The following is a 22,989-nucleotide window of genomic DNA, read 5'->3' as shown; positions in this document are numbered from 1 at the left end:
CAGGCATAGGGGAACTCATGGGGCGTATCATCAAGTGGCTGATCTACTTGGCACTTATCGGCTTTATTGGCCTGGTGGCGTACGCGTATGTGGGCGAATATTTCGGCGCGGACTTTGCCCCGCCGCAAACCGAGATTCGGCAACCGGTAGAATTGGATGCACGTTAAGGCGCTGACAGCATTGATTTTGTCTGCCGCCCCCTTGGCGGCACAGCAGCCTTTATCCGCCATCGATTGGTTAGACGACGCGCCGACGCGCATCGCTGTTACGGGGTCGAACGCCACCAGCACCGGCACCCCCGAACAGGCCAAGACAGAAGCCCCCACCGCCGACACTGCGACAACGCCAGATGTCGAGGTGATGACACTGGACAGCAGCACCACACGCGATGCTGTCGGGTTGTTGCCCAGTTCCAAAACCGGCCTGCCCTCAAATCTTTGGTCCGCATCAGACGCACGGGATGTCATTTCCGCGCTGGCGGACATCGAGGCCACCGTGCCCGCGATCAGCACATTAGTCAGCACGCTATTGCTGGCCGAGGCCGACCCGCCCGCTGTATCCGAAGTGGATGACGCGCTACTGGTCGCCCGCATTGAACGGTTGATAGAAGACGGCGCCGTCGATGCGGCGGCCGCCCTTCTGGAACGGGCCGATCCGAACACCAAGTCACTGTTTCCATTGTGGTTCGATGTTACCTTGCTTTTGGGTGATATGCCCGAGGTCTGCACAACGCTGCTGAATGACCCGTCTTTGGCACAGGACCTATCGCAAAGGATTTTCTGCCTTGCGCGTGCAGGACAATGGCATCAGGCCAGCCTGACGTTAAGCAGCGCAGAGGCATTGGGCCAGATCAACCAGCGCGACGCTGATTTGCTGACACGCTTTCTAGATCCGGAGATGGGTGAAGACACGCCCATGATGCCGCCGCCTTCCAAGCCCTCTGTTCTGCAGTTCCGGCTGTACGAATCGATTGGCGAACCGCTTCCCAGCTACCGGCTACCACGCAAATTTGCGGTGACGGAACTGTCCGGCGATCAAGGGTGGCGCGCGCAGATTGTTGCCGCGGAACGTCTGGCCCGTGCTGGCACACTGTCATCGAACCGGCTGTTGGGTATCTACACCATGCGCAGGCCAGCCGCCTCGGGCGGTATTTGGGATCGGGTCGAAGCCCTACAACGCTTTGACCGTGCGATCACCACGCGCGATCCAAAATCGGTTGGCACCGCACTGGTAAATGTCTGGCCCAAAATGAAGGAAGCGGGTCTGCTCGTGTCCTTTGCAGAACTTTATGCGGACAAGCTGCAGGGTCTGCCCATGTCGGCCACAGCCCGCGAGGTCTCCGCGCAAGCGGCGCTGTTGTCACCGCTTTACGAAGAATACGCCTTGGCTTTGGAAAACGATCCGACCTTTGCATTCGAAGCTCAGATCGCCCGTGGAATCGCACCAACGCAAGTATCAGACCGGCGCTTTGCCGCAGAAATCGCCGCGGGCTTTGCCGGGCAGGAACCATCCGAGCGGGTGTCTTCCCTGCTTAAACAAGGCAAGCTTGGCGAAGCCATCTTGCAGGCCATTGCCCTGTTCCAAAGCGGCGTCGATGGCAACGGACCTGACCTGACCGAAGGTTTGGCCGCATTGCGTACGCTGGGGTTGGAAGACACCGCACGCCGTGCTGCGCTGCAACTGCTGATCGCAGGGCCGTCCCAGTCATGAACCTGTCCACGCGCTGGATATCCGCCTTTCTTGATGCTCAGGTCGCCGAACGCGATGCATCCCAGAACACGCAGATGGCCTATGCCCGCGATCTCGGGGATTTCACCGAGTTTCTGACAGGTACTGCGCGAGATCTGGACACAGCCACACGTCAGGACATCGAAAATTACCTGATCCATCTGGACACCCAAGGATTTGCCAAATCAACGCGGGCGCGCCGTTTGTCGGCAATCAAACAGCTGTACCGCTTTGCGTTCGAAGAAGGGCTCCGTCAGGAAAATCCGGCCATCCAGATCACGGGTCCGGGGCGTGACAAACGCCTGCCGAAAACCCTGAGTGTTGAAGAGGTCGACCGCCTTCTGGACATGGCCGAGGAATATGGCCGTTCCCAAGAGGACCGCATTCGCAACACCTGTTTGATGCAGCTTCTATATGCGACAGGGATGCGAGTAACCGAACTGGTCACCCTGCCCCTGTCTTCGGCCAAGGGCGATCCGCGTATGCTGTTGATCAAGGGCAAAGGCGGCAAAGAACGTATGGTGCCGCTCAGCCCACCGTCACGCGACGCGCTGGCGGAATGGTTGGCCATCCGTGAACGGCAGGAAGCGGACAATCGGGCCGACGGCAAGCCGACCTCTGGTTTTCTATTCGCGTCGCGCAGCAAAGAAGGCCACCTTACCCGCCACCGATTCTACGCGCTGATCAAAGATCTTGCGCTACAGGCTGGCGTCAGCCCGTCCAAGGTCACACCGCACACGCTGCGGCACGCCTTTGCCACGCATCTTCTGGCCAATGGCGCCGATCTGCGGGCCATCCAGACATTTCTGGGGCATGCTGATGTGGCCACGACGGAAATCTACACCCACGTGCTTGAAGAACGCCTGCGCGATCTGGTGCTGGACCATCACCCTTTGGCACGGGATTAAGCACAGCCCTTGAATGGGGGCGCGTTGCACCACATAACCGATCACATCATTTACTTTCTTCGGGTTGACCCAATGATCGACACCGCCTTCTGGATTTCGGCTGCATCCATCTTTGCCCTGCTTGTTTTGTCGGGCTTCTTTTCAGGTTCGGAAACCGCGCTGACCGCTGCGTCGCGCGGGAAACTGCGTGCTGCTGTCGACAAAGGATCGAAAGGTGCCGAACGCGCGCTGAACATCACAGAAGACAACGAACGTCTGATCGGCTCGGTCCTTTTGGGCAACAACCTTGTGAACATTCTGGCCACGTCTTTGGCGACCGCCCTTTTCACGCGCCTGTTCGGCGAAAGCGGCGTGGCCCTTGCGACCCTGATCATGACCTTCCTAGTTCTGATCTTTGCCGAGGTCCTGCCCAAGACCTACGCCATCACCAACCCCGAAGTCGCCGCCGCGCGCGTGTCGCCGATCATTCAGATCGTAATCCTTGTCTTTTCGCCCGTCGTCAGCGCCGTGCGTGTTTTTGTCCGCTTCGTTCTTAGCCTGTTCGGCGTGAAAACCGACCCTGACAGTCACATTCTGGCCGTGCGTGAAGAAATCGCCGGCGCTCTGAACCTAGGCCATTCCGAAGGCATCGTCGAAAAAGAAGACCGCGACCGTATTCTTGGCGCGCTTGATTTGTCCGATCGGACGGTCGAGGAAATCATGCTTCACCGTTCATCGATTGAGATGATCAACGTCGACAGTGAACCCACAGACATCCTTCAACAGTGTCTGGCCAGCCGCTATACGCGCCTGCCGATCTATCGCGACGATCCGGAAAACATCATCGGTGTCATTCACGCCAAAGACCTTCTTCGTGCGATGTACAATCTGATGGAAGGCGCGGATGCGTCCCTGAAAGCCTTGAAAAGCTTTAAGATCACTGACGTAGCGATGAAGCCGTACTTCATCCCCGACACCACATCGCTGGATGACCAGATGCGCCAGTTCCTGCGCCGCCGCACGCACTTTGCGCTGGTTGTGGATGAATACGGCGCGCTGCAGGGGCTGATCACGCTCGAAGATATTCTGGAAGAAATCGTTGGCGAAATTACTGACGAATTCGACCCTGATGCCGACCACACCATTCAGGTCGCCGATGACGGCAACTACTGGATCGAAGGCCAGATGACAGTGCGCGACTTTAACCGCGCGACGGATTTGAACCTGCCTGATGACGAGGCAAACACTGTGGCCGGTGTCGTTATCCACGAAGCCCAGATGATTCCGACCGTGGGTCAGGTGTTCCTGTTCCACGGCTTCCGGTTCGAGGTCGCAGGACGCGAAAACAACCGCATTACGCACCTGAAAGTGCGCCCGCTGGACGTTAGCCCTGAGGCTGCCCAGAAAGGCTAACCACGTCGATCCGGTAACCGTTTTCGTCGGCATGAACCTCGAATGAGCTGCCCGTCTGGCTGGCGGCGCTTTCCATCAGGCGCAAACCAATCGACGGCAGTGATTTCGATTTTTCTGACGTTGCGCTCTCCGTACGCCCAGCGTTGCCCACACCGTTGTCGCGGCACGTCAGCGTGATGACCCCATCGTCGGTTTCGGTCAAAGACACGGTGACGACGCCATCGCGCCCGTCGGGGAACGCATACTTATTCGCGTTGGCCACAAACTCGGACACGATCATCGCGTAGCATGCCGCTTTGCGAGAGTCCGCTTTCACAGCCTGCAACTCGGTCTGCACCGTGATCCCTCTACGCACAGCGTCAGAGGCATGTGCAGCCACGCGGTTCAGATAATCGTCCAACCGAACAATGTCGCCGGTGTCCGATTTATACAGCTCCGCATGCAATTGCGAGATCGAGGATACACGCCGTCCGATGGCTGCCAGTGCATCCTTCGCCTCATCAGAAGACGCTCGAGACTGATAGATTCGAATAAAGCTTTCAACAGTTTGCAGTGAGTTCTTAACGCGATGATCCATTTCACTGCGCAAGACATTCTGGTCATGCATCGCGCGACGCAATTCCATCTGCGCCATAGCCTGCGACGCCAGTTTTGTCAGTGTCGCCTTTTGAACGTCGTCCAATTTCCGCGGCCTATAATCCAGTACACAAAACGCACCCAATGCGTGGCCGTCGGGCGTAATTAAGGGCGCCCCAGCATAGAACAGTAACGGTTCTTTTTCACGGGAACACAGGGGGTTATCCGCCGTTCTTGGATCAAGTCGCGTATCCGGAATTTCCAGAACATCGGTACCCAGAATGGTGTAGCCACAAATGGCTTCATCCAAAGAGGTAGAAGACGCGCACAAACCGATTTCCGCCTTGAACCATTGCTGGTCGTGGCTGACCAAACTGACCAGAGCAATCGGGACATCACAGATCAGCTGGGCAATTTCGACCAGATCATCGAAATCCTTTTCCCGCTCTGTCTCGAGAATACGGTAGCCTGCCAGGGCAGCAAGGCGTTCAGACTGGTTGGCAGGGGTTGGAGCCCGCATAGTACCCTCAACTTACTAAAAGACGGCCGGTAGGCTCCGGCGTGACACGACTATCGTGATATACATAATCGAGAATGAGAAGTTGCCAAATTCGACGAATGTAGACAACGCAAGAAGATGAAATTCCTGATATTTATCTGAAAGACAAAATACCCCCGCCTGAAAGGTTTTAGATTCCGTATGGCAAAACGTGTTTCGATCCTGATCCCCGCCGCCGGCTTTGGACGACGAATGCGCGGGCAGGACAAATTGCTGCGTGAAATCGCTGGCGTTCCGCTATTAAGGCGGACTGCTGAGCGCGCCTTGTCCACCGGATGCGCGGTCTGCGTGTCTCTTCCGGCGGATAATGCCGACCGTGCTGCGGCCCTACACGGATTGGACATCGAAACCGTCCAAATCCACGACGCGGACAAAGGCATGTCGCGGTCTATCGTTCACGGCGTTGGCGCACTGAAAGACCAATCCAGCGGCATTCTGATCATGCCTGCCGATATGCCCGAAATTGATAGCCACGACATGACCGCGCTGATTGACCGGTTTGCGGCGTTAGGCGGCCAACACATCATGCGCGCGACAACAGCGGATGGCACTCCCGGCCATCCTGTCATTTTCCCGCCCGATTGCTTTGCTGCACTGATGAACCTGTCAGGCGACGAAGGCGCGCGGTCGGTCGTGAAATCCGCTGCCAACGTTCAGCTGGTGGCGCTACCTGACAATCACGCCCTGACCGATCTGGACACCCCCGAAGCGTGGGATGACTGGCTGTCCAAAAATCACAGCAACTAACCGCACCCTACAAATAAAAAAAGGAGCAGCTGATCGCTGCTCCTTTCCGTTTGCCCGCCAGGAAGCAAGCAAACTTGCTGCATAACCTTATTTCACAAGAAGACGCGCTTCGTGTTTCTTCAGCGAACGACGCGCCGCTGCGTAGTTTTCCAAACCATCTGCATGTTCCAGTTCGGGGAACAGTTCGAGGATTTCATTGCGCTGCGCATTGCCGATGCCCTTGAGGCTGTAGTCACCCGGCTGGAAGCTTTCGCTCCATGCGCCATTGGACAGAACAACCTCGTGGCGGTCGAACATGAAGTGGATGTAGCTGACGCCCAATGTGCCCACTTCAGTGACGCCCGGCAGACCGACAAGGTGCTTGGCCGCTGCCAGAACTTCGGTTTCCTCAAAATACAGAGCGGTCTTGTCGTTGTTCACCAGAATACGGTGGTTCGGGCTGACCAACAGATCGTGCTCGGGCAGATTGTTGCCAAGGCTACCCGCCTGGATCAGGATCGGACGCATGTGCGGTTTGCGCGCAAGATCGTGGCCTGTCAGATCTTTGCGACCCGCCCAGCGAATTTCCTGAATGCCGTTGTCACGTGTGATGATCCGGTCGCCTTCACGAAGTTCTTCGACAAGACGTTCGCCCTGCGGTGTCGCGATCAGCGTACCCGGCGTAAAGCACGGAACGATCTGTTCGATGTTGAAGAAGTCCAGCGAACCTGTGACCGCACCTGTCGTCGCATCAAGGAACTCAACCGTACCATCGATACCGTTCGACGGGTTGCCCGGGCCATCATCATCCGGTGTCTGGTTGACGATGCGCCAGTCAACGCCACGGTCGCCCGCGCCGGACAGGTTCAGAACGTCGAAGTCATCGCCTTCGAAGCCACCCTGAATGGTGTCGCCTGCGCCCTCTTCCGCCGAATTGACCAGGAACACGTCACGATCCGCGCCGCCTTCGATGCTGTCCGCACCGGCACCGCCATCCAGCGTATCGTTGCCTTCGCCACCGATCAGTGTGTCGGCATCGTCGCCACCGAACAGGTCATCGTCATCGATGCCACCGTCCAGTGTGTCATTGCCAGCGCCGCCCAGCAGCGTGTCATCGTCATCGCCACCAGTGATCGAGTCGTTGCCGTCGCCGCCATCCAGCAGGTCACGGTCGTTCTGTGTCTGCGGATCGACGTCGTCGGTCAGCTCCAGCGAAGGAACGTTGGAACCGTCGATAATGTCATCACCGGCTTCACCAAAGATCGTGTCAGAGCCGTGACCACCGATCAGGCTGTCTGCGCCTGCTCCACCCTGGATAATGTCATCGTCAATGCCGCCATCAACGGTGTCATTGCCCAGACCACCAACGATCGTATCCGCATCGTCGCCGGTCGAGATCACATCATCGCCCGCGCCACCATCAACCGAGTCACGACCGTCATCTGTGTTCGGATCGCTTGTGAATGTGGTGCCGCCAAAGGTCAGCGGGAACGTCGGATCGTCGTTTTCGTAATCCGAGAACGTATCGATACCAGCTGTGATGGTGTCGTTGCCGTCGCCGCCCAGAATGGTGTCCGAACCCTGAACATCGTTGATCAGGTCATCGCCTGCGCCACCATCGATCAGGTCGTCATCGATGCCGCCTTCCAGCGTGTCAGCGCCGTCGCCTGCAATGATGGTATCCGCATCATCACCGGTCGAGATCGCATCATTGCCGTCTGTGCCGACAACGCTGTCCAGATCGTCCGTTGCATCCGGATCCTGGTCAAAGCCGTCCAGCGGATCCAGCGCCTGATCGGCGGGGTCGACTGGGAACACGTCAACGTCGATACGACCAGCATCCGCAGGATCAACAAAGATGGTCACAGTCGCTGTGTCAGTCCCGCCGTTGCCGTCGGTGATGTCATAGGTCAGCGTGTCTGTACCTGTGAAACCGATATCCGGTGTGTAGGTGATCTCACCTTCCGGTGTGAAGGTCGCAGTACCGTTGGTCGGCTGCGTGATACCTGTCACGGTCAGCGTGTCACCATCCGGATCGCTATCGTTGCCCAGCACTTCGATTGTGATCGGAGTGTTGAAATCGGTCGTGTCGCTGTCATCTTCCGCCACCGGCGCATCCGGCGTCGGGTTTACGGTGATGAAGACGGTGGCTGTGTCTGTCAGGCCATCGGGGTCTGTGACGGTGTAGGTCACTTCCTCGGTGCCGTTGAAGTCGGGGTTCGGCGTGTAGGTCAGTTCGCCTTCCGGAGTCACGGTGACGGTGCCGTTTGCAGGCTGTGTCACGTCGGTGACTTCCAGCGGCTGGCCGTCCAGATCAGAGTCATTGCCCAGAACGTTGATCGTCAGCGGGGTGTCTTCGTCTGTTACCAGCTCGTCGTCTGCCGCAACCGGAGCATCCGGTGTCGGGTCGACGGTGAAGGTCACGGTCGCTGTGTCGGTCAGACCATCGGGATCGGTCACTGTGTAGGTCACAGTGTCCGTACCGGTGAAGTCCGGATCGGGCGTGTAGGTGATCTCGCCTTCCGGTGTGAAAGTGACGGTGCCGTTGGTGGGCTCGGTCACATCTGTCACGGTCAGCGGATCGCCGTCCGGATCAACGTCGTTGTCCAGAACATTGACCACGATCGGCGTATCTTCATCGCCGGTCACCTCATCGTCTGCCGCCACCGGCGCGTCGGGCGTCGGGTTTACGGTGATGAAGACGGTCGCAGTGTCTGTCAGGCCGTCCGGGTCTGTGACGGTGTAGGTCACTTCCTCGGTGCCGTTGAAGTCCGGGTTCGGCGTGTAGGTCAGCTCGCCTTCCGGTGTCACGGTGACGGTGCCGTTCGCAGGCTGTGTCACGTCGATGACTTCCAGCGGCTGGCCGTCCGGATCGCTGTCGTTGTCTAGGATGTTGATCGTCAGCGGGGTGTCTTCGTCTGTTACCAGCTCGTCGTCCGCCGCAACCGGTGCATCCGGTGTCGGGTCGACGGTGAAGGTCACGGTCGCTGTGTCGGTCAGACCATCGGGATCGGTCACTGTGTAGGTCACAGTGTCCGTACCGGTGAAGTCCGGATCGGGCGTGTAGGTGATCTCGCCTTCCGGTGTGAAGGTGACGGTGCCGTTTGTGGGCTCGGTCACATCTGTCACGGTCAGCGGATCGCCATCCGGATCAACGTCGTTCTCCAGAACATTGACCACGATCGGCGTATCTTCATCGCCGGTCACCTCATCGTCTGCCGCCACCGGCGCATCGGGCGTCGGGTTTACGGTGATGAAGACGGTCGCAGTCGAGGTCACACCATCTGCATCCGCGATGGTGTACGTCATCTCGTCCGTACCATTGAAATCAGGGTTCGGCGTGTAGGTCAGGGTACCGTCAGCGGACAGGCTGATTGTGCCGTTTGCCGGGTCGGTCGCATCCACAACTGTGATCGCCTGACCTTCCGGATCGCTGTCGTTGCCCAGAACATTGATCGTCAGCGGAGTGTCTTCGTCTGTGATCAGTTCGTCATCAACCGCGACGGGCGCATCGTTGATGGGATCAACAGTGAAGGTCACAGTTGCTGTATCAGTCAGACCGGTCGGGTCTGTGACTGTGTAAGTGACTGTGTCTGTGCCGTTGAAATCGGGGTTCGGCGTGTATGTCAGCTCACCTTCCGGTGTGAACGATACGGTGCCGTTCGCCGGGTCTGTGACAGATGTAACGGTCAGCGGCTGACCTTCGGGATCGCTGTCGTTGCCAAGAACATTCACAACAATCGCGGTGTCTTCGTCGCCAAAGCCAAGGTCATCGTTTGCAACGGGCGGCAGGTCCACAACCGGATCGACAGTCGAGAAATGGACGTCAGAGACCATAATCGCCTGACCGGACAGGCCACCGTTGTCGTAGAGGATTTCGATGCGCGAAACGGGGCCCGCGATGTTCACAAGGAAAGAGCCGTCGGCATCTTCAAGATTGGTTGTTGTCGTGCCTGTGGCTGTGTCGCCGGACACTGTGCCTGCGCCGCTGGACGTGATGGTCACAGGAACAGCGTTGCCATCCGCGTCATAGGCCAGAATGGTGACGATGTCCTGAAAGCCTTCGCCTTCCAGACCGTTCAAATCTTCGCCTGTGGACGCGAAATCGACATCGCTCAGACGGAAGGAAACGTTCTGTACGCTGTCTGCGTAAGCATCGTCTGTCGCGCGGAAATCAAGTGTGGTGACCGAGGTGTTGGTGCCGTTGTCGACGCTCGCCTGTCCGTCACCGAACAGTTTCAGGTTCGAGTTGGGATCAAAGGGTTCGCCTTCTTCCACGTAGCCGAGGAAATCGACGTACTTGGCGCTCGCGCCCTCTTCGGTTTCTGCGAAGGAGATGTCGACAGCAACGCCGCCTGTTTCAACCGTCGCGGATACGCCGCCTGTGTCAGTCAGTGCCTGGTTTTGGGTGGACAGATCACCCCAGTCCAAAAACAAATCAGCCATCGTTACCGATCCTTCAACTCATCAATCCAGGCACGCCCAGACCACTTCCAACACCGGACCCTGTCCCCAAGATCGCGACCTTTACTCGTCAAACTTTTCGCGGAGTGGTTCGGCTGGCGCCTAGTTCAGGGCACACAAATCCGGCGGCGGAAAACGGCATTCCGTTCCACAGACACTTCGCATCCAAAGGATGACATCCGAAATAAAAGGCCGCCCCCGTGGCCAGCAGTCTTCGCCCCCCAGTTGGGCGTGACTTCTTCTTAAGTGTCAGCGCGCGTGACACAAAGGGGAAATTTGTCTCAAAGGTGTCAAAGATTAGTATCTAAAGATAACTTAGACGCGCATTGTCGTCCGAGGTATCGAAATTCATTCAACGATTGTTTGTAAATTATGCGGTTTCGAGTGGTTTTTTCCCGCGCAGATAGAATTGAGCGGCTTTTTGTTCAGCATTAGGAAACAGTATAAATGTGGCGCTGCGCGTCACATTTTCGAGAGAGCGCTAAAAACAGCGTTCAGAGTTTGTTCACAAATGATGAGTAATCTGCAGATTTTCGAAAAATTGGTCACAACATCTTAGGTATGAACCCGAATCAAAACCTAGATTCGACGAAATATGACGCAAAAAAGTCGTCTTTTGGGGCGGCAACTAACCAAAGATACCGCCCCGAAAACACGTTGCTTTGCCGCCCTAGAAAAAGCTGAAGACCTCGAATTCCAGCTTGGAACTTCTTGCAGACTGCTGGTCATCAGCGTCCTGCTCGTCCTCGTCGGCAGTTGTATCAAAACTTGCCGCGCCAGTGCCTTTGAACATCAAGTGGCTGAAAATCCCGCTTCTGGGAAAGGCTGTGGCTTGCTCTTGTTCGGCATTCTGCGGCGACGTAGTTTTGGTTTCTTGCGCCGCTTCCGGCTCTTGTTCAACCTCGCGCACGCGGGGGCGCGACGCCCCGCCACTCAAGAACCTAAGACTTAGAAAGCCGCCGCTGCCAGAGGACGTCGCTTCTACGGTCGGCGTTTCTTCATCCGCGCTGCTCTCGGCCTGATCACTAGTCGTCCGGTTCGATGTCTGATTGCCTTCATCCGAGGACAACAGGCCAAGCAGCCTGTCACGCCACAGCCCAACGCCACTGCCATGAAATATGCCGCGCACATTCGGCACCTCTTCTTCAGGTTCCTCCGGCGGAGTTTCGGGCTCAGGATCGGTTACCGGATCAGGGTCGGGCGTTGGTTCAGGATCCGGCGTAGGCTCGGGGTCCGGTTCTGGTTCTGGCAAAGGGTCCTGGACAGGATCAACAGGATCCAAGTCATCAACCACCGGATCATCGGGCTGCTCACCCACCAGATCCAGACGGGGATATGTGTCTTGGAAAGTGTCCAGAACGTCATCTCTTGGCGTGCTGTCCTCTAGGTGGCGCAATGTGCCCCAGCTTCCGAATTGCGAGGGTCGCGCCACGTCTACGAACGCGTTGAACAGCGTCCCACCGTTTTCCACCCAAGAATCCAGCAGCTCTTCGTAAAGAAGACCCATTTCTTCGGAGTAGTTGAGATGGACGAAGAAGGCGGTCAGGTCCTGATTGGAGGTGTATTCCCCAAGGCCCACGATGTGCGTGCCACCTTCGTATATCACCATATCCAGACCGTAACTGTCTGCGACCTGACTATGGTAGGCGAACAAAGCATCCAGTTCTTGTAGGCTGCCCTCAGGATCACCCGTCACCGAGCCATCCCGCAATTCCTGAAGGGCCAGATCAGTGGCATGGTCGAACTGATGGGATGCGATGTAGTCTGCCCGCGCCTGCCCTGTCAGGCCCAAGGCATCTGCGTCTTGCTCGGCCAAAGCGCGGCTTTCCGCGATCCAGTCCAGAACATCTTCTGCTTTGGATCCCCCCAAGGTCCCGCCAAAATATCCGGTCACGGCATAGGTATCGAACAACGTGTAAGGCGCGACGTTATCCACCGACAGTGCCTGATAGGCCGGTGCCTCTAGAGCAGATTGTTCCAGCCCGGGCCATGCAGTGTGCGTTGCGATGACTTTGACATAGTCCCCATCGCGCCCTGCATAGACCTCATCCAGAATGCTTGCCATCTCTGCTGAACGGGCCCCATATTCCTGCATCCAGCCATCGCCCAGATCGGTGCCAAAGCGCTCTTGCGCATCAAGCGCCGAGTCCCGCGCCTGATCGAACATGAAGTTCCAGACCTCGTTCGAGAATTCGTAATGCGCGCGCAAATCCGGATCGAGGTTTTCTGCCACATAGCTTGCGAATTCACGGATGTAATCGTCATCGGCATTGTGCGGAATGTTGAACCACGGCTCGGTGCCCGTTTCATTGGCCAAGGCCACCATCACCTCGACGGGAACACCGTTGGCATAGGTGAAATCACCCACGTCCGGTCTGTCTGCCCATTCAGTCAGGTCCGAATTATTGGTGTCCATCCAGTCCATGAACCGGAGCGCATGGGCATTTTCGATGTTCGCGATGAACAAGGGATTGAACATTTGGCCGGCGTCATACGCGTCGATATGTTCTTCCTTCACCAAGGAAAAATCGCGCAGATAATCGCCTGTTCCGTTCGGATCGGTCGAACTGATGGAAATGGCGACCAACCCTTCGGACGATGGCGTGTAATCGAACCAGATTTCACCGTCCTGTGCGACGACGTTGGTCCCGCCAAACACCTGCACTTCGCCCTCGCCATCATAAGTCAGGCGATAGCGGCCGGCTGTATATGTTGCCTCTTCGGTGATTTCGGTCAGCACAAAGGTTTCAACGCGGGTAATGCCGTCGGGCATGGCCGTCAGGTATCCGTTCACATCCAACAGCCCGAGCGCCTGCATATCCTCATAGCTCATGGCGCCCCACTGGCCGTCTTCGTGGCCTGTCCATGGCCGCGCGGTTTTCATGACGTCCAGAAATGGCTGTTGGGTCGTCCAATCGGAAATACCGTTTAGACCATATCCCAAGCCGGGTTCACCTGTGGTGGTTGCAAATACACCGGATGCCGTGCCCATAAAATTCCCCCCTGTCACAAGGACGCGCCCTGCGCCCGTTTTCAGTTGGAAGCGATGCACCCGCGGTGGCGGCCTATGGGGCGCACCGTGACAGCCCCAGAAATCCACCCATAACAAGCGATCGCCCTAACCCGATCTGCGCAGCGGCAGGCCGAAAATGACCGGTCCCTGCAGAAGCAATTCCCTGCAAGATCGAAGCCAATTTCAGTGATAGGCGAGCGATTGTTGAAAATTCGTGAAAAATGAACCTGTTTAAGCGGCCACCATGCGGAAGGCTGCAATCAATAAGCGTTCTGATTTTTGCGGAAAGTGGTACCCAAGGTCGGACTCGAACCGACAAGACCGTTAAGTCGGGGGATTTTGAATCCCCTGCGTCTACCATTCCGCCACTTGGGCACGGCGAACTCTCTACAACTCCGAAACAACATCGTCCAGAGGTAAAGATGCAGGTTCTTGACGCTAATGTCCCGTCGTGATCAACCCGCCCTGTAGGTTGCGAGGAAACCGATGCTGAGACGCCTTTATAATAGAATGCTGGCCGCTGCCGAACATCCCTCGGCGTTGTGGATCCTGGCAATCGTGTCATTCGCCGAAAGCTCGGTCTTTCCGATCCCGCCGGATGTGATGATGATCCCGATGATTCTGGCCGCGCCGCATCGGGCTTGGCTGATTGCGGGCGTTTGTACTGCCGCTTCGGTTGCTGGTGCGCTTTTGGGCTACGGCATCGGCCACTTCTTTTTCGAACAGGTCGGCCAGCCGGTGCTTGAGGCTATGGGCAAAGCCGAAAAGATGGACGCCTTCAATACCACGTTCAGCGAATGGGGCGTTTGGGCGGTACTGATCGCGGGCATGACCCCCTTCCCGTTCAAGGTTATCACGATCATGTCAGGCTGGGCCTCCTTCCCGTTGATCCCCTTCCTGTTGTCGTCCATCGTCGCAAGAAGCCTACGGTTTTTCATCGTCGCGGCCTTGCTTAAGGCATATGGCCCGCCCATCCGCGAGTTCGTGGAAAAACGACTGGGTCTGGTCTTTGCCGCTTTCCTGATCGTCCTGATCGGCGGCTTTATGGTGTTGAGAGTTCTATGACACAAAAACAACTGGTTCTACTGGCTGCCGCAGGATCTGCCGCGCTGATGATGGGCGCTTTGGGCTTTCAGTACATTGGCGAACTGCCGCCCTGCAAACTGTGCTACTGGCAGCGTTATCCGCATATTGCAGCTATCGCGATTGGCGCCCTATTCGCCTTTATCGGCGCACGTATCCTGATCGCTTTGGGCGCCGTTGCCGCCTTTGCGACGGGCGCGGTCGGCATCTATCACACAGGCGTTGAAAAAGGCTGGTGGGAAGGTCCGACTACCTGCACATCCGGCTCTATCGAGGGCCTGTCCACAGATGATCTGTTGAACCAGATCATGGGCGCGCCGCTGATCCGTTGCGATGAAATCGCGTGGCAGTTCATGGGTCTATCCATGGCCAGCTGGAACGCGGTCATTTCCTTTGGCCTGATGGCGATCTGGATTATGGCCTACCGGAAATCGGCATAAAAAATTAAGGGCGGTCGGTTTCCAAGTCGTAGCGATAGTTAGTGCAAAGGGCTGCCCTACCGCGTTGTCGACGCGACGAAATGTGGAACAGCAACTCCCGAAGAAATCTTCCGGAACTTATTTCCGAAAATATCTCAGTTGGTCTTATCTGAGTAAGGTGTTGTAAGGCGTATTCCGTTTAACGTGTGGGTGCAGCACGCACAAAAAGGCTCCATTGTATCTGCTGTAAGCCCCGGATCAACGACAGCCAAAACGTTGTCTTCATCCACATAGAGCCCGCTAAAATAGGAGCTCTCGCCTGCTCGGAAGAAAGGACTGCCTTCCGAATAGCTAGCGGCGACCATCCAGGTTATTGGCTCTTCACGATCCAGTCTTGCTACAGCCTCGCTATGAACTTCGGCCCAATCATCGCCAACTCTGGAAAGCAAAAACTTGAAGAGCGGAGTATAGTCAAAGCCATGCCTTTGCCCTGAATGCATCGATTGCTTCATCGATTTGTTGTTCTCAGAAACCTTCGTATTTCTCTCCCATTTCGACTTCGCTCCCGAGCCATGTCGAACGCCGCGGGTTTTAGTATTTACGGATCGATAAAGTGGTTTCTTTTGACGTTTCATTGCCGAACCTTGCACCATCCCATCAACTTTCTGCAAGAAACGAAGTTACGTTGTTTAGGAATGAAGCGGCCATCCGAGGATCGCGCAACATTCAACATTTAGGGCTCGAAGCAGCCATGGTACTTCGAGCCCTTCAAGGGTTTCACACCCACCATTTACTGGAAAGCGCAGAGGGGCAACTCGCCTCTCTTTTACAGGTAGTCCGCGCGCTGAAGAGAATACTTCGCCATCTTCTCGTTCAACGTCCGGCGCGGCAGGCAGAGTTCGTCCATCACCGCAGAGATCGAGCCTTTGTGGCGGCGCATCGTGTTGTCGATGAGCATGCGCTCGAAGGCTTCCACGTATTCTTTCAGCGGTTTACCCTCGGTCGTCATGACCGGCTTCATGTCTTCGTGGTCGTTCATCAACAGCGAAGAAATCGTGCCAGATCCGCGGCGCGATTGCAGGACCGCGCGTTCGGCCAGATGGATCAACTGACGCACGTTGCCGGGCCATGGGGCCTGCAGCAGTTGCGCGGCCTCTTGCGCGCTGACCTGCGGCGGTTCGCAGCCGTAGTCTTCGGCGTACTGCTCGGACAGGCGTGCAAACAGGGTCAGGATATCCTCGCCCCGCTGACGCAGCGGCGGTACGGTGATGCGCAACGCGGCCAGCCGATAAAACAGATCAGGCCGCAGCGCGGATTCACAGGTCTGACCTTCGTCCTGAAGGTTACAGATCGCCACGATCCGCGTTTCGGGCGGCGTACCCTGATCGTTGATCACCGACAGCAGACGGGCCTGCGCCGCATCGGACAGGCTTTCGATATCTTCCAGAACCAGCGTGCCCCCGCGCGCCTCTTCAATCGCGGGCAAACGGGTGTCTTCGGGTTCCATCGGGCCGAACAGCCGCTTCATCAACGCGGCCTCGTCCATCGCGGCGCAAGGCAGCAGGACAAAGTTCTTGCCCGCGCGGCTGCCAACCGCGTGCAGAGCATGAGCGATCAGCGTTTTGCCTGTGCCCGTTTCACCGTCGATCAGAACGTGACCGTCCGCATGGCCAAGATCCAGAATGTCTTCGCGCAAGCGTTCCATCTTGGGCGACTGGCCGATCAGCTTTTGCATGATCTGCGTGCCGTCCGACAGTTCGCGGCGCAGTTGCCGGTTATCCAGCGTCAGACGCCGCGCATTGGTCGCCTTCTGCGCAAGCTCAGACATCCGGTCGGGATTGAAAGGCTTTTCAAGGAAGTCATAGGCACCGACCCGCATCGCCTCGACCGCCATGGGAACGTCACCGTGACCGGTGATCATGATGACCGGCAGGCTGGAATCCGCGCCCATCAGTTTTTTCAGGAACTGGATACCGTCCATCCCCGGCATGCGGATGTCGGAAATCACGATGCCCGGATAATCGGGACCAAGCGTGCCCAAAGCCTCTTCGGCGCTGGCAAAGGTTTCGGTGTCATATCCGGACAGGGCCAGCCACTGGCTGATCGACTGCCGCATATCCTTTTCGTCATCGACGATTGCGATTTTCATTGCTTTTACCATCGCGCACTACTCCGCCGCTGTGGTTTCTTCTTCTTTGAGCGCAGGCAGCTGCATTTCGAAAACAGCGCCCCCACCTTCTGCATTTCGGGCCATCAAGCGGCCACCAAGATCGGTGACAATGCCTGAGGAAATTGCCAGTCCAAGCCCCGTTCCCTCGCCCGGTTGCTTGGTGGTGTAAAAGGGTTCGAACAGCGCATCGAGGTCGTCGATGCCGTGCCCGTTGTCGCGCACGCTAAGCGTCACCGTGTCGCCTTCGGCCAGCAAAATCTCGATCTCGGGCGAACGCACAGTTTTGGTCGCGTCCAGCGCGTTGCGCAGCATGTTGATCAGAACCTGTTCAATGCGCATCCGGTCGCCCATCACACGCACAGGGTGGTCCGGCATATTGCGGCTGATGCGTACATGACGCGCTTTCAACTGCGGCTCCATCATACTTAGCGCCGATGCCACAGCTTCGCTCATGTCCACGGGCGACAGGCTGGTCTGACCTTTGCGGGCATAAGACTTCAGCTGCTTGGTGATCGCGCCCATACGTTCGATCAGATCATCAATGCGGTGGAAGGCCGTCAGCGCCTCGTCAGGACGGTTTCGGCGCAACAGTAGGCGCGCACCCGCAAGATAGGTTTTCATCGCGGCCAGTGGCTGGTTCAATTCGTGACTGACCGCTGCCGACATTTCACCCAAGGCCGCCAGTTTCGAACTCTGCTCAAGGGTCTGTTCCGCCACAGCCAATGTTTCCTGCACACGCTCACGTTCCGCAATCTCGCGACGCAAACGCGCGTTCAGGGCGCGCAGTTCCGCAGATTCACGCTGGAACAGAGCCATACGCAATGCCGTTTTGCGCGACAGCGCGTAAAACGCCAAAGCCGCCAACAGCGCGAAGGCCATGATTTCCAACGCTAGAACCGCATTCACACGTTCGCGCACACTGGCATAGGTGGTGAAGTTGATCATCGACCAGCCACGGAACGGGATGCGGCCATCGACGCGCATCACCGCCTCGCCCATCACATAGGCATCGGCAGACAGGGTCGTCCAATCGGTGGTGGCTTGAATGGCCCGTTCGATGGCGCTGCCCGCAGGGTTCTGTTGCAGCGCTTCTTCCACACTTTTGCCCCGCCAGCGCGGCTCGGTCGCTAGAATGATCCGGCCTTCGGAACTGGTAACCATCACCGCATCCGAGATACCCGCCCATGCGCGTTCGAACTTGGCCAGATCAACCTCGACCACAATAACGCCGATGATGGCACCCTGGTCTTCGATCCGGCGGGAATAGCTAAAGCCGAAGCCGCCGAACTCGCGCTCGAGCGACGTAAAGACTGTCGCGTTTGAGCGGATCGCTTCTACAAAGTATGCAGCATTGCGATGATTTTCGCCCAACTTGTTCCTGTCGGTCGCGGCAACGGTGCGACCGTCTTTATCCAAAAGCATCAAGGACGCCGCGCCGATTTCATCCACGTACGAGATCAGCCGCTGAGAGCTTTGCGAATAATCGTTGCTGGTTAACGCCCCGATCAAGGACGGGTCACGGGCCAGAAGCTGGGGCACAATGGCATTGCGGCGCAGCTCGGACAGCAGGTTGCCGCTATAAAGCGCCAGTCGCAGTTCCGCGCGGTTCTGGGTTGTCTCGGTAAAGCGATCTGTCAGCAGGCGGTTTGTCACCCAGACCGTGCCCACAGCGATCAGGAACAGAAAGGCCAAAGCCATGCGCACACGCCAGCTTAGCGGGCCTGTGCGTTTGGAGCTGTTCTGATCAGGGTGTGCGTCGCTCATTCACACAAGATACGCATGGGCGAGCGACGTCTCAAGTCACGCGCTGGCCAGCGTTTCGGTCAGTTGGGCGAAAACACGCTGACCGTCGGCGTTTCCATGCTCAGATTCCGCGGCCCGCTCGGGATGCGGCATCATCCCAAGAACGCGGCGGTTGGCAGACAGGATGCCTGCGATATCCGCGACAGACCCGTTGGGGTTCTCGCGGTATGTGAACGCCACACGATCCTCGCCCTTCAGCATCGCCAGCGTTTCATCGTCGGCGATATAGTTGCCGTCGTGGTGCGCAATCGGGATGTTGATTTGTTCGCCTTTTTCATAGGCTTGGGTGAAAACGCTGTCAGTCGTTTCGACCTGCAGCGGAACCGTGCGGCAGATGTATTTCAAACCTGCATTGCGCAGAAGCGCACCCGGCAGAAGACCCGTTTCGGTCAGCACCTGAAAGCCGTTGCAGACGCCAAAGACAAAGCCGCCGCGGTCTGCGTGGGCCTTAACTTCGTTGCAGATGGGCGAATTGGCCGCGATGGCGCCACAGCGCAGGTAGTCGCCAAAGGAAAAACCGCCCGGAATGCCGACGATATCGACACCTGCCGGCAGCGCGGTGTCCTTGTGCCAGACCATTTCCACATCCAGCCCTGCATTGCGGAACGCAACAGCAAGATCACGGTCGCAGTTCGACCCCGGAAAGACGACAACAGCTGCTTTCATGGCACCGGCTCCTTCGGCGTTAGACGTCTTAGACGAATTCGATCTGGTAAGTTTCGATGACGGTGTTCGCCAGAAGCTTTTCACACATCTCTTTGACGGTGTCTTCTGTCGCGTCGTCGGCCAGATCCAGCTCGATCACTTTGCCCTGACGCACGCCGGACACGCCGCCGAAACCAAGGCCACCAAGGGCGTGGCGCACAGCTTCGCCCTGCGGATCAAGAACCCCGTCTTTCAGCATGACATGGACACGTGCTTTCATCTGTATTCTCCGGTCGGTCGGGCCGAGGCCCGTGGTCGTAGTAGATTAGTTAATCAGCGTCGGCTTGGTGATCGGCTGCGAGTTCTTGGGCATCACGCCAAGGCGACGCGCGACTTCAGCATAAGCGTCTGTCAGGTTGCCCAGATCACGGCGGAACACGTCTTTGTCCAGCTTCTGGCCTGTTTCCAGATCCCAGAGACGGCAGCTGTCGGGGCTGATTTCGTCAGCAACAACAAGACGCTGGAAATCGCCGTCATAGACGCGGCCGATTTCGATTTTGAAATCCACCAGACGGATACCAACAGCCATCATCACGCCCGACATGAAGTCGTTGACGCGCAACGCAAGGCTCAGGATGTCTTCCATGTCCTGCTGGCTTGCCCAGCCGAAGGCCGCGATGTGTTCTTCGGTGACCAGCGGATCGCCCAGTTTGTCGTCTTTGTAGCAGTACTCGACAATCGGACGCGGCAGCGGTGTGCCTTCGTCGATTCCCAGACGCTTGGACAGCGAACCGGCGGCAAAGTTGCGTACGATGATTTCCAGCGGAATAATCTCGCACGAACGGACCAGCTGTTCACGCATGTTCAGACGCTTGAGGAAGTGTGTCGGCACGCCGATATTGTTCAGGCCGGTCATGAAGAATTCGGACAGGCGGTTGTTCAACACGCCCTTCCCTTCGATCACGTCCTTCTTCTCGGCGTTAAAGGCGGTCGCGTCATCCTTGAAGTACTGCACAATCGTGCCCGGTTCCGGACCTTCGTACAGAATTTTTGCTTTACCTTCGTAGATCTTTTTACGGCGAGCCATGGGCGCGGGCCTTTCATATAGAACAGAGCGGGCTGAGTCCGTCTTTGGCGCCCTCTTAGTGCAACGCTGACGTTGCCGCAAGCGCACTAACCGGACAGATCGTACAAAGCTTGGCGGATTCATTGCAAAACGCCTTCATCATCATCTTGAAGATTATGAATTTGCTTCACGGAAGGCATCGTGACAAAGAGGCGCTGCATGCAAAGTTAACCCTCCGGAGAAGACAATGACAAACGCGCTTGCCGAGTTGCTGGCCGAAAGAGACTGGCTGATGGCGGATGGTGCTACGGGCACCAACCTGTTCAACATGGGCCTGACATCGGGCGACGCCCCCGAGTTCTGGAACGTGGATCACCCCGATCGCATCGAAAAACTGTATCAATTCGCAATTGATGCGGGCAGCGATATCTTTCTGACGAATTCATTTGGCGGCAACGCATCGCGTTTGAAACTGCACAACGGTCAGGACCGCGTGCGCGAGCTGAACAAAGCCGCCGCTGAACTGGGTCGTAACCTTGCTGATAAAGCGGGCCGCAAGATCGTTGTTGCCGGTTCCGTTGGCCCGACAGGCGATATCATGTTGCCCGTTGGCACGTTGTCCCACGCTGACGCGGTCGAGATGTTCCACGAACAGGCCGAAGGTCTGAAAGAAGGCGGCGCTGATGTGTTGTGGCTGGAAACCATTTCTGCGCCCGAAGAATTCCGCGCCGCTGCCGAGGCGTTCAAACTGGCAGATATGCCGTGGTGTGGCACCATGAGCTTTGACACCGCAGGCCGCACAATGATGGGTCTGACATCGGCTGGCATGGTCGAACTGGCACAAAGCATCGAAAACCGTCCGCTGGCATTCGGCGCGAACTGCGGCACCGGCGCGTCCGACCTGCTGCGCTCTGTTATGGGCTTTTCCGCGCAGGCGCCTGAACTTCCCATCATTGCCAAGGGCAACGCAGGCATCCCCAAATATGTCGAAGGCCACATCCACTATGACGGCACGCCGGAACTGATGGGCGAATACGCCGTCATGGCGCGTGATGCTGGCGCGACCATCATTGGCGGCTGCTGTGGCACCATGCCGGAACACCTGCGCGCGATGCGCGAGGCGCTGGAAAACACGCCCCGTGGTGACCGCCCGACACTGGAAGAAATCGCGACCAAGATCGGTCCGTTTTCATCCGATAACGACGGCACCGAAGATGACGGTGGCGCACCCAAGCGCGAACGCAACCGTCGCCGTCGCGGCTAAGGCCCACTGGAATGAACGTCACCGTATCAGAACAAAGACAACTGGTCCCCTGCCCTCGCCGGCGGGCGGAACAGGTCTGTTCGCAGCGGTGGCGTTTTGACAGCCAGTCCAAGGCGTTTGGTCGCAAGGGCGAACCGCTGGGCGATCAGATCGGCATAACTGCCTTCGCCGCGCATGCGTTTGCCCCAGGCGGCCTCGTAATCCTTGCCGCCGTGCATGTCGCGCAACAGCCCCATCACGCGGGTGGCGCGATTGGGATAATGGGTATCCAGCCAGTCCTGCCACAGCGGCGACACCTCAAGCGGAAGGCGCAGCATGATGTAGCTGGCGGCGTCCGCTCCGGCGTCTTTGGCGGCCTCGAGAATGGCCTCAAGCTCGGGGTCGGTCAGCGCGGGCACAATGGGCGACGCCATGACGCGCACGGGAATACCGGCGCGTGTCAAACGGCGTATGGTTTCCAGACGGCGTGCGGGCGCAGGGGCGCGCGGCTCCATCTTTCGGGACAAGCGCGGATCCAGCGTGGTGACAGAAATACCAACACGAACAAGGCGTTCCGCCGCCATCTTCGACAAGATATCAATGTCACGCTCAATAAGGGTTCCCTTGGTCACAATACCTACCGGATGATTGAAAGCCTGCAGAACTTTCAGGACATCGCGGGTAATCTGGCGGTCTTTTTCGACAGGCTGGTAGGGATCGGTATTCGTGCCCATGGCCATCGTGGCGACGCTGTATTTGCGCGCCCGCAACTCGCGCTCCAACACCTGCGCGATCCCCGGTCGAGCAATCAGACGCGTTTCGAAGTCCAGCCCCGGCGACAGGCCCAAATACGCGTGCGTCGGACGGGCAAAGCAGTAGATGCATCCGTGTTCGCAACCGCGATAGACGTTGATGCTGCGATCAAAGGGCAAATCAGGCGACCGCACGTAGTTGATCGCCTTGCGTGGAACCTCGTCCGAAACAGTTGTCCGTTCGACAATAACGTCTTCGGCGATGTCCCAGCCATCGCTGAAATCAGCCCGCGTAAACCGCTCAAACCGGCCGCTGTCACGGCTGGTCGCGGCCCTGCCCTTAAGGGCTTCGCTTGCAATGCTGTTCTGATGGCGCGTCATCGCGACAAATTAGAACAAAAGCGGAACACTCGCAATCACAACCGGTCGCGAAACTGTGGTC

Annotated in this window: 18 protein-coding genes and 1 tRNA gene; 8 read left to right on the top strand and 11 right to left on the bottom strand. The window is 57.5% G+C overall.

Features of this window, described 5'->3' with window-relative positions; translation table 11 throughout:
- The first annotated feature begins 17 nt into the window (after nt 1–17).
- From C4S59_RS19640 to C4S59_RS05945, 4 genes are all read left to right on the top strand, one after another.
- Nucleotides 18–167, top strand: a complete 150-nt coding sequence (locus tag C4S59_RS19640; RefSeq protein ID WP_200813173.1) for a hypothetical protein — start codon at nt 18–20, stop codon at nt 165–167.
- Entirely contained in the window at nt 157–1,710 is a 1,554-nt protein-coding gene (locus C4S59_RS05955) for a hypothetical protein (protein WP_103909577.1), read from the top strand. The genes C4S59_RS19640 and C4S59_RS05955 overlap by 11 nt, the downstream gene beginning before the upstream one ends.
- Nucleotides 1,707–2,636, top strand: coding sequence for a site-specific tyrosine recombinase XerD (locus C4S59_RS05950; RefSeq protein WP_103909576.1), 930 nt, complete (start codon nt 1,707–1,709; stop codon nt 2,634–2,636). The genes C4S59_RS05955 and C4S59_RS05950 overlap by 4 nt, the downstream gene beginning before the upstream one ends.
- A gap of 72 nt (nt 2,637–2,708) precedes the next feature.
- On the top strand, nt 2,709–4,028 hold the full coding sequence (locus C4S59_RS05945; RefSeq protein WP_103909575.1) for an HlyC/CorC family transporter: 1,320 nt from the start codon (nt 2,709–2,711) through the stop codon (nt 4,026–4,028).
- Here the strand turns inward: C4S59_RS05945 and C4S59_RS05940 are convergent.
- Nucleotides 4,000–5,124 (bottom strand): histidine kinase dimerization/phosphoacceptor domain -containing protein, encoded by a 1,125-nt coding sequence (locus tag C4S59_RS05940; RefSeq protein ID WP_103909574.1) that lies wholly within the window; start codon nt 5,122–5,124, stop codon nt 4,000–4,002. The genes C4S59_RS05945 and C4S59_RS05940 overlap by 29 nt on opposite strands.
- Nucleotides 5,125–5,304: 180 nt before the next feature.
- On the opposite strand from C4S59_RS05940, the gene C4S59_RS05935 reads away from it, so the two are divergent.
- Complete coding sequence (locus C4S59_RS05935) at nt 5,305–5,910, top strand: nucleotidyltransferase family protein (RefSeq protein ID WP_103909573.1); 606 nt, start codon at nt 5,305–5,307, stop codon at nt 5,908–5,910.
- An 87-nt stretch (nt 5,911–5,997) separates the two neighbouring features.
- On the opposite strand, the gene C4S59_RS05930 is transcribed toward C4S59_RS05935, so the two are convergent.
- From C4S59_RS05930 to C4S59_RS05920, 3 genes are all read right to left on the bottom strand, one after another.
- Nucleotides 5,998–10,335, bottom strand: coding sequence for an Ig-like domain-containing protein (locus C4S59_RS05930; RefSeq protein ID WP_103909572.1), 4,338 nt, complete (start codon nt 10,333–10,335; stop codon nt 5,998–6,000).
- Nucleotides 10,336–11,023: 688 nt separating this feature from the next.
- Complete coding sequence (locus C4S59_RS19570) at nt 11,024–13,345, bottom strand: hypothetical protein (RefSeq protein WP_160006766.1); 2,322 nt, start codon at nt 13,343–13,345, stop codon at nt 11,024–11,026.
- Between the two features lie 310 nt (nt 13,346–13,655).
- Nucleotides 13,656–13,741: transfer RNA gene (locus C4S59_RS05920), tRNA-Leu, on the bottom strand.
- A gap of 111 nt (nt 13,742–13,852) precedes the next feature.
- Between C4S59_RS05920 and C4S59_RS05915 the strand changes: the two genes are divergently transcribed.
- Nucleotides 13,853–14,431, top strand: coding sequence for a YqaA family protein (locus tag C4S59_RS05915; RefSeq protein ID WP_103909571.1), 579 nt, complete (start codon nt 13,853–13,855; stop codon nt 14,429–14,431).
- The gene (locus tag C4S59_RS05910) at nt 14,428–14,889 is read left to right on the top strand and encodes a disulfide bond formation protein B (protein WP_103909570.1); all 462 of its coding nucleotides are present in this window, start codon (nt 14,428–14,430) and stop codon (nt 14,887–14,889) included. The genes C4S59_RS05915 and C4S59_RS05910 overlap by 4 nt, the downstream gene beginning before the upstream one ends.
- A gap of 134 nt (nt 14,890–15,023) precedes the next feature.
- Here C4S59_RS05910 and C4S59_RS05905 read toward each other — a convergent pair whose 3' ends face one another.
- From C4S59_RS05905 to purC, 6 genes are all read right to left on the bottom strand, one after another.
- Nucleotides 15,024–15,503, bottom strand: a complete 480-nt coding sequence (locus C4S59_RS05905; RefSeq protein ID WP_103910287.1) for a hypothetical protein — start codon at nt 15,501–15,503, stop codon at nt 15,024–15,026.
- Nucleotides 15,504–15,694: 191 nt separating this feature from the next.
- A complete protein-coding gene (locus tag C4S59_RS05900; protein WP_103909569.1) occupies nt 15,695–17,029 on the bottom strand; it encodes a sigma-54-dependent transcriptional regulator in 1,335 nt (444 codons plus the stop codon).
- A 6-nt stretch (nt 17,030–17,035) separates the two neighbouring features.
- Nucleotides 17,036–18,802, bottom strand: coding sequence for a sensor histidine kinase (locus C4S59_RS05895; RefSeq protein ID WP_103909568.1), 1,767 nt, complete (start codon nt 18,800–18,802; stop codon nt 17,036–17,038).
- A gap of 36 nt (nt 18,803–18,838) precedes the next feature.
- Nucleotides 18,839–19,507, bottom strand: a complete 669-nt coding sequence (purQ, locus tag C4S59_RS05890) for a phosphoribosylformylglycinamidine synthase subunit PurQ (protein WP_103909567.1) — start codon at nt 19,505–19,507, stop codon at nt 18,839–18,841.
- Nucleotides 19,508–19,535: 28 nt separating this feature from the next.
- Entirely contained in the window at nt 19,536–19,766 is a 231-nt protein-coding gene (gene purS, locus C4S59_RS05885) for a phosphoribosylformylglycinamidine synthase subunit PurS (protein ID WP_103909566.1), read from the bottom strand.
- A 45-nt stretch (nt 19,767–19,811) separates the two neighbouring features.
- Nucleotides 19,812–20,573 carry a phosphoribosylaminoimidazolesuccinocarboxamide synthase gene (gene purC / locus C4S59_RS05880; RefSeq protein ID WP_103909565.1) on the bottom strand — a complete coding sequence of 254 codons (762 nt, stop codon included), beginning with the start codon at nt 20,571–20,573 and terminating at the stop codon, nt 19,812–19,814.
- A 226-nt stretch (nt 20,574–20,799) separates the two neighbouring features.
- Here purC and bmt point away from each other — a divergent pair, with 226 nt between their 5' ends.
- Nucleotides 20,800–21,816 (top strand): betaine--homocysteine S-methyltransferase, encoded by a 1,017-nt coding sequence (gene bmt / locus C4S59_RS05875; protein WP_103909564.1) that lies wholly within the window; start codon nt 20,800–20,802, stop codon nt 21,814–21,816.
- A gap of 26 nt (nt 21,817–21,842) precedes the next feature.
- Here the strand turns inward: bmt and C4S59_RS05870 are convergent, their stop codons facing one another.
- Nucleotides 21,843–22,928: a PA0069 family radical SAM protein gene (locus tag C4S59_RS05870; RefSeq protein ID WP_103909563.1), complete on the bottom strand. Its 1,086-nt coding sequence runs from the start codon at nt 22,926–22,928 to the stop codon at nt 21,843–21,845.
- Nucleotides 22,929–22,989: the final 61 nt, after the last annotated feature.

This window comes from Thalassococcus halodurans (assembly GCF_900108225.1).
Classification (GTDB): domain Bacteria; phylum Pseudomonadota; class Alphaproteobacteria; order Rhodobacterales; family Rhodobacteraceae; genus Thalassococcus; species Thalassococcus halodurans.
This window is presented reverse-complemented; position numbering and strand designations above follow the sequence as displayed.

Coding starts and splice junctions, on each gene's coding strand:
- C4S59_RS19640 (WP_200813173.1), top strand. CDS start 18: ATGGGGCGTATCATCAAGTGGCTGATCTACTTGGCACTTATCGGCTTT.
- C4S59_RS05955 (WP_103909577.1), top strand. CDS start 157: ATGCACGTTAAGGCGCTGACAGCATTGATTTTGTCTGCCGCCCCCTTG.
- C4S59_RS05950 (WP_103909576.1), top strand. CDS start 1,707: ATGAACCTGTCCACGCGCTGGATATCCGCCTTTCTTGATGCTCAGGTC.
- C4S59_RS05945 (WP_103909575.1), top strand. CDS start 2,709: ATGATCGACACCGCCTTCTGGATTTCGGCTGCATCCATCTTTGCCCTG.
- C4S59_RS05940 (WP_103909574.1), bottom strand. CDS start 5,124: ATGCGGGCTCCAACCCCTGCCAACCAGTCTGAACGCCTTGCTGCCCTG.
- C4S59_RS05935 (WP_103909573.1), top strand. CDS start 5,305: ATGGCAAAACGTGTTTCGATCCTGATCCCCGCCGCCGGCTTTGGACGA.
- C4S59_RS05930 (WP_103909572.1), bottom strand. CDS start 10,335: ATGGCTGATTTGTTTTTGGACTGGGGTGATCTGTCCACCCAAAACCAG.
- C4S59_RS19570 (WP_160006766.1), bottom strand. CDS start 13,345: ATGGGCACGGCATCCGGTGTATTTGCAACCACCACAGGTGAACCCGGC.
- C4S59_RS05915 (WP_103909571.1), top strand. CDS start 13,853: ATGCTGAGACGCCTTTATAATAGAATGCTGGCCGCTGCCGAACATCCC.
- C4S59_RS05910 (WP_103909570.1), top strand. CDS start 14,428: ATGACACAAAAACAACTGGTTCTACTGGCTGCCGCAGGATCTGCCGCG.
- C4S59_RS05905 (WP_103910287.1), bottom strand. CDS start 15,503: ATGAAACGTCAAAAGAAACCACTTTATCGATCCGTAAATACTAAAACC.
- C4S59_RS05900 (WP_103909569.1), bottom strand. CDS start 17,029: ATGGTAAAAGCAATGAAAATCGCAATCGTCGATGACGAAAAGGATATG.
- C4S59_RS05895 (WP_103909568.1), bottom strand. CDS start 18,802: ATGAGCGACGCACACCCTGATCAGAACAGCTCCAAACGCACAGGCCCG.
- purQ (WP_103909567.1), bottom strand. CDS start 19,507: ATGAAAGCAGCTGTTGTCGTCTTTCCGGGGTCGAACTGCGACCGTGAT.
- purS (WP_103909566.1), bottom strand. CDS start 19,766: ATGAAAGCACGTGTCCATGTCATGCTGAAAGACGGGGTTCTTGATCCG.
- purC (WP_103909565.1), bottom strand. CDS start 20,573: ATGGCTCGCCGTAAAAAGATCTACGAAGGTAAAGCAAAAATTCTGTAC.
- bmt (WP_103909564.1), top strand. CDS start 20,800: ATGACAAACGCGCTTGCCGAGTTGCTGGCCGAAAGAGACTGGCTGATG.
- C4S59_RS05870 (WP_103909563.1), bottom strand. CDS start 22,928: ATGACGCGCCATCAGAACAGCATTGCAAGCGAAGCCCTTAAGGGCAGG.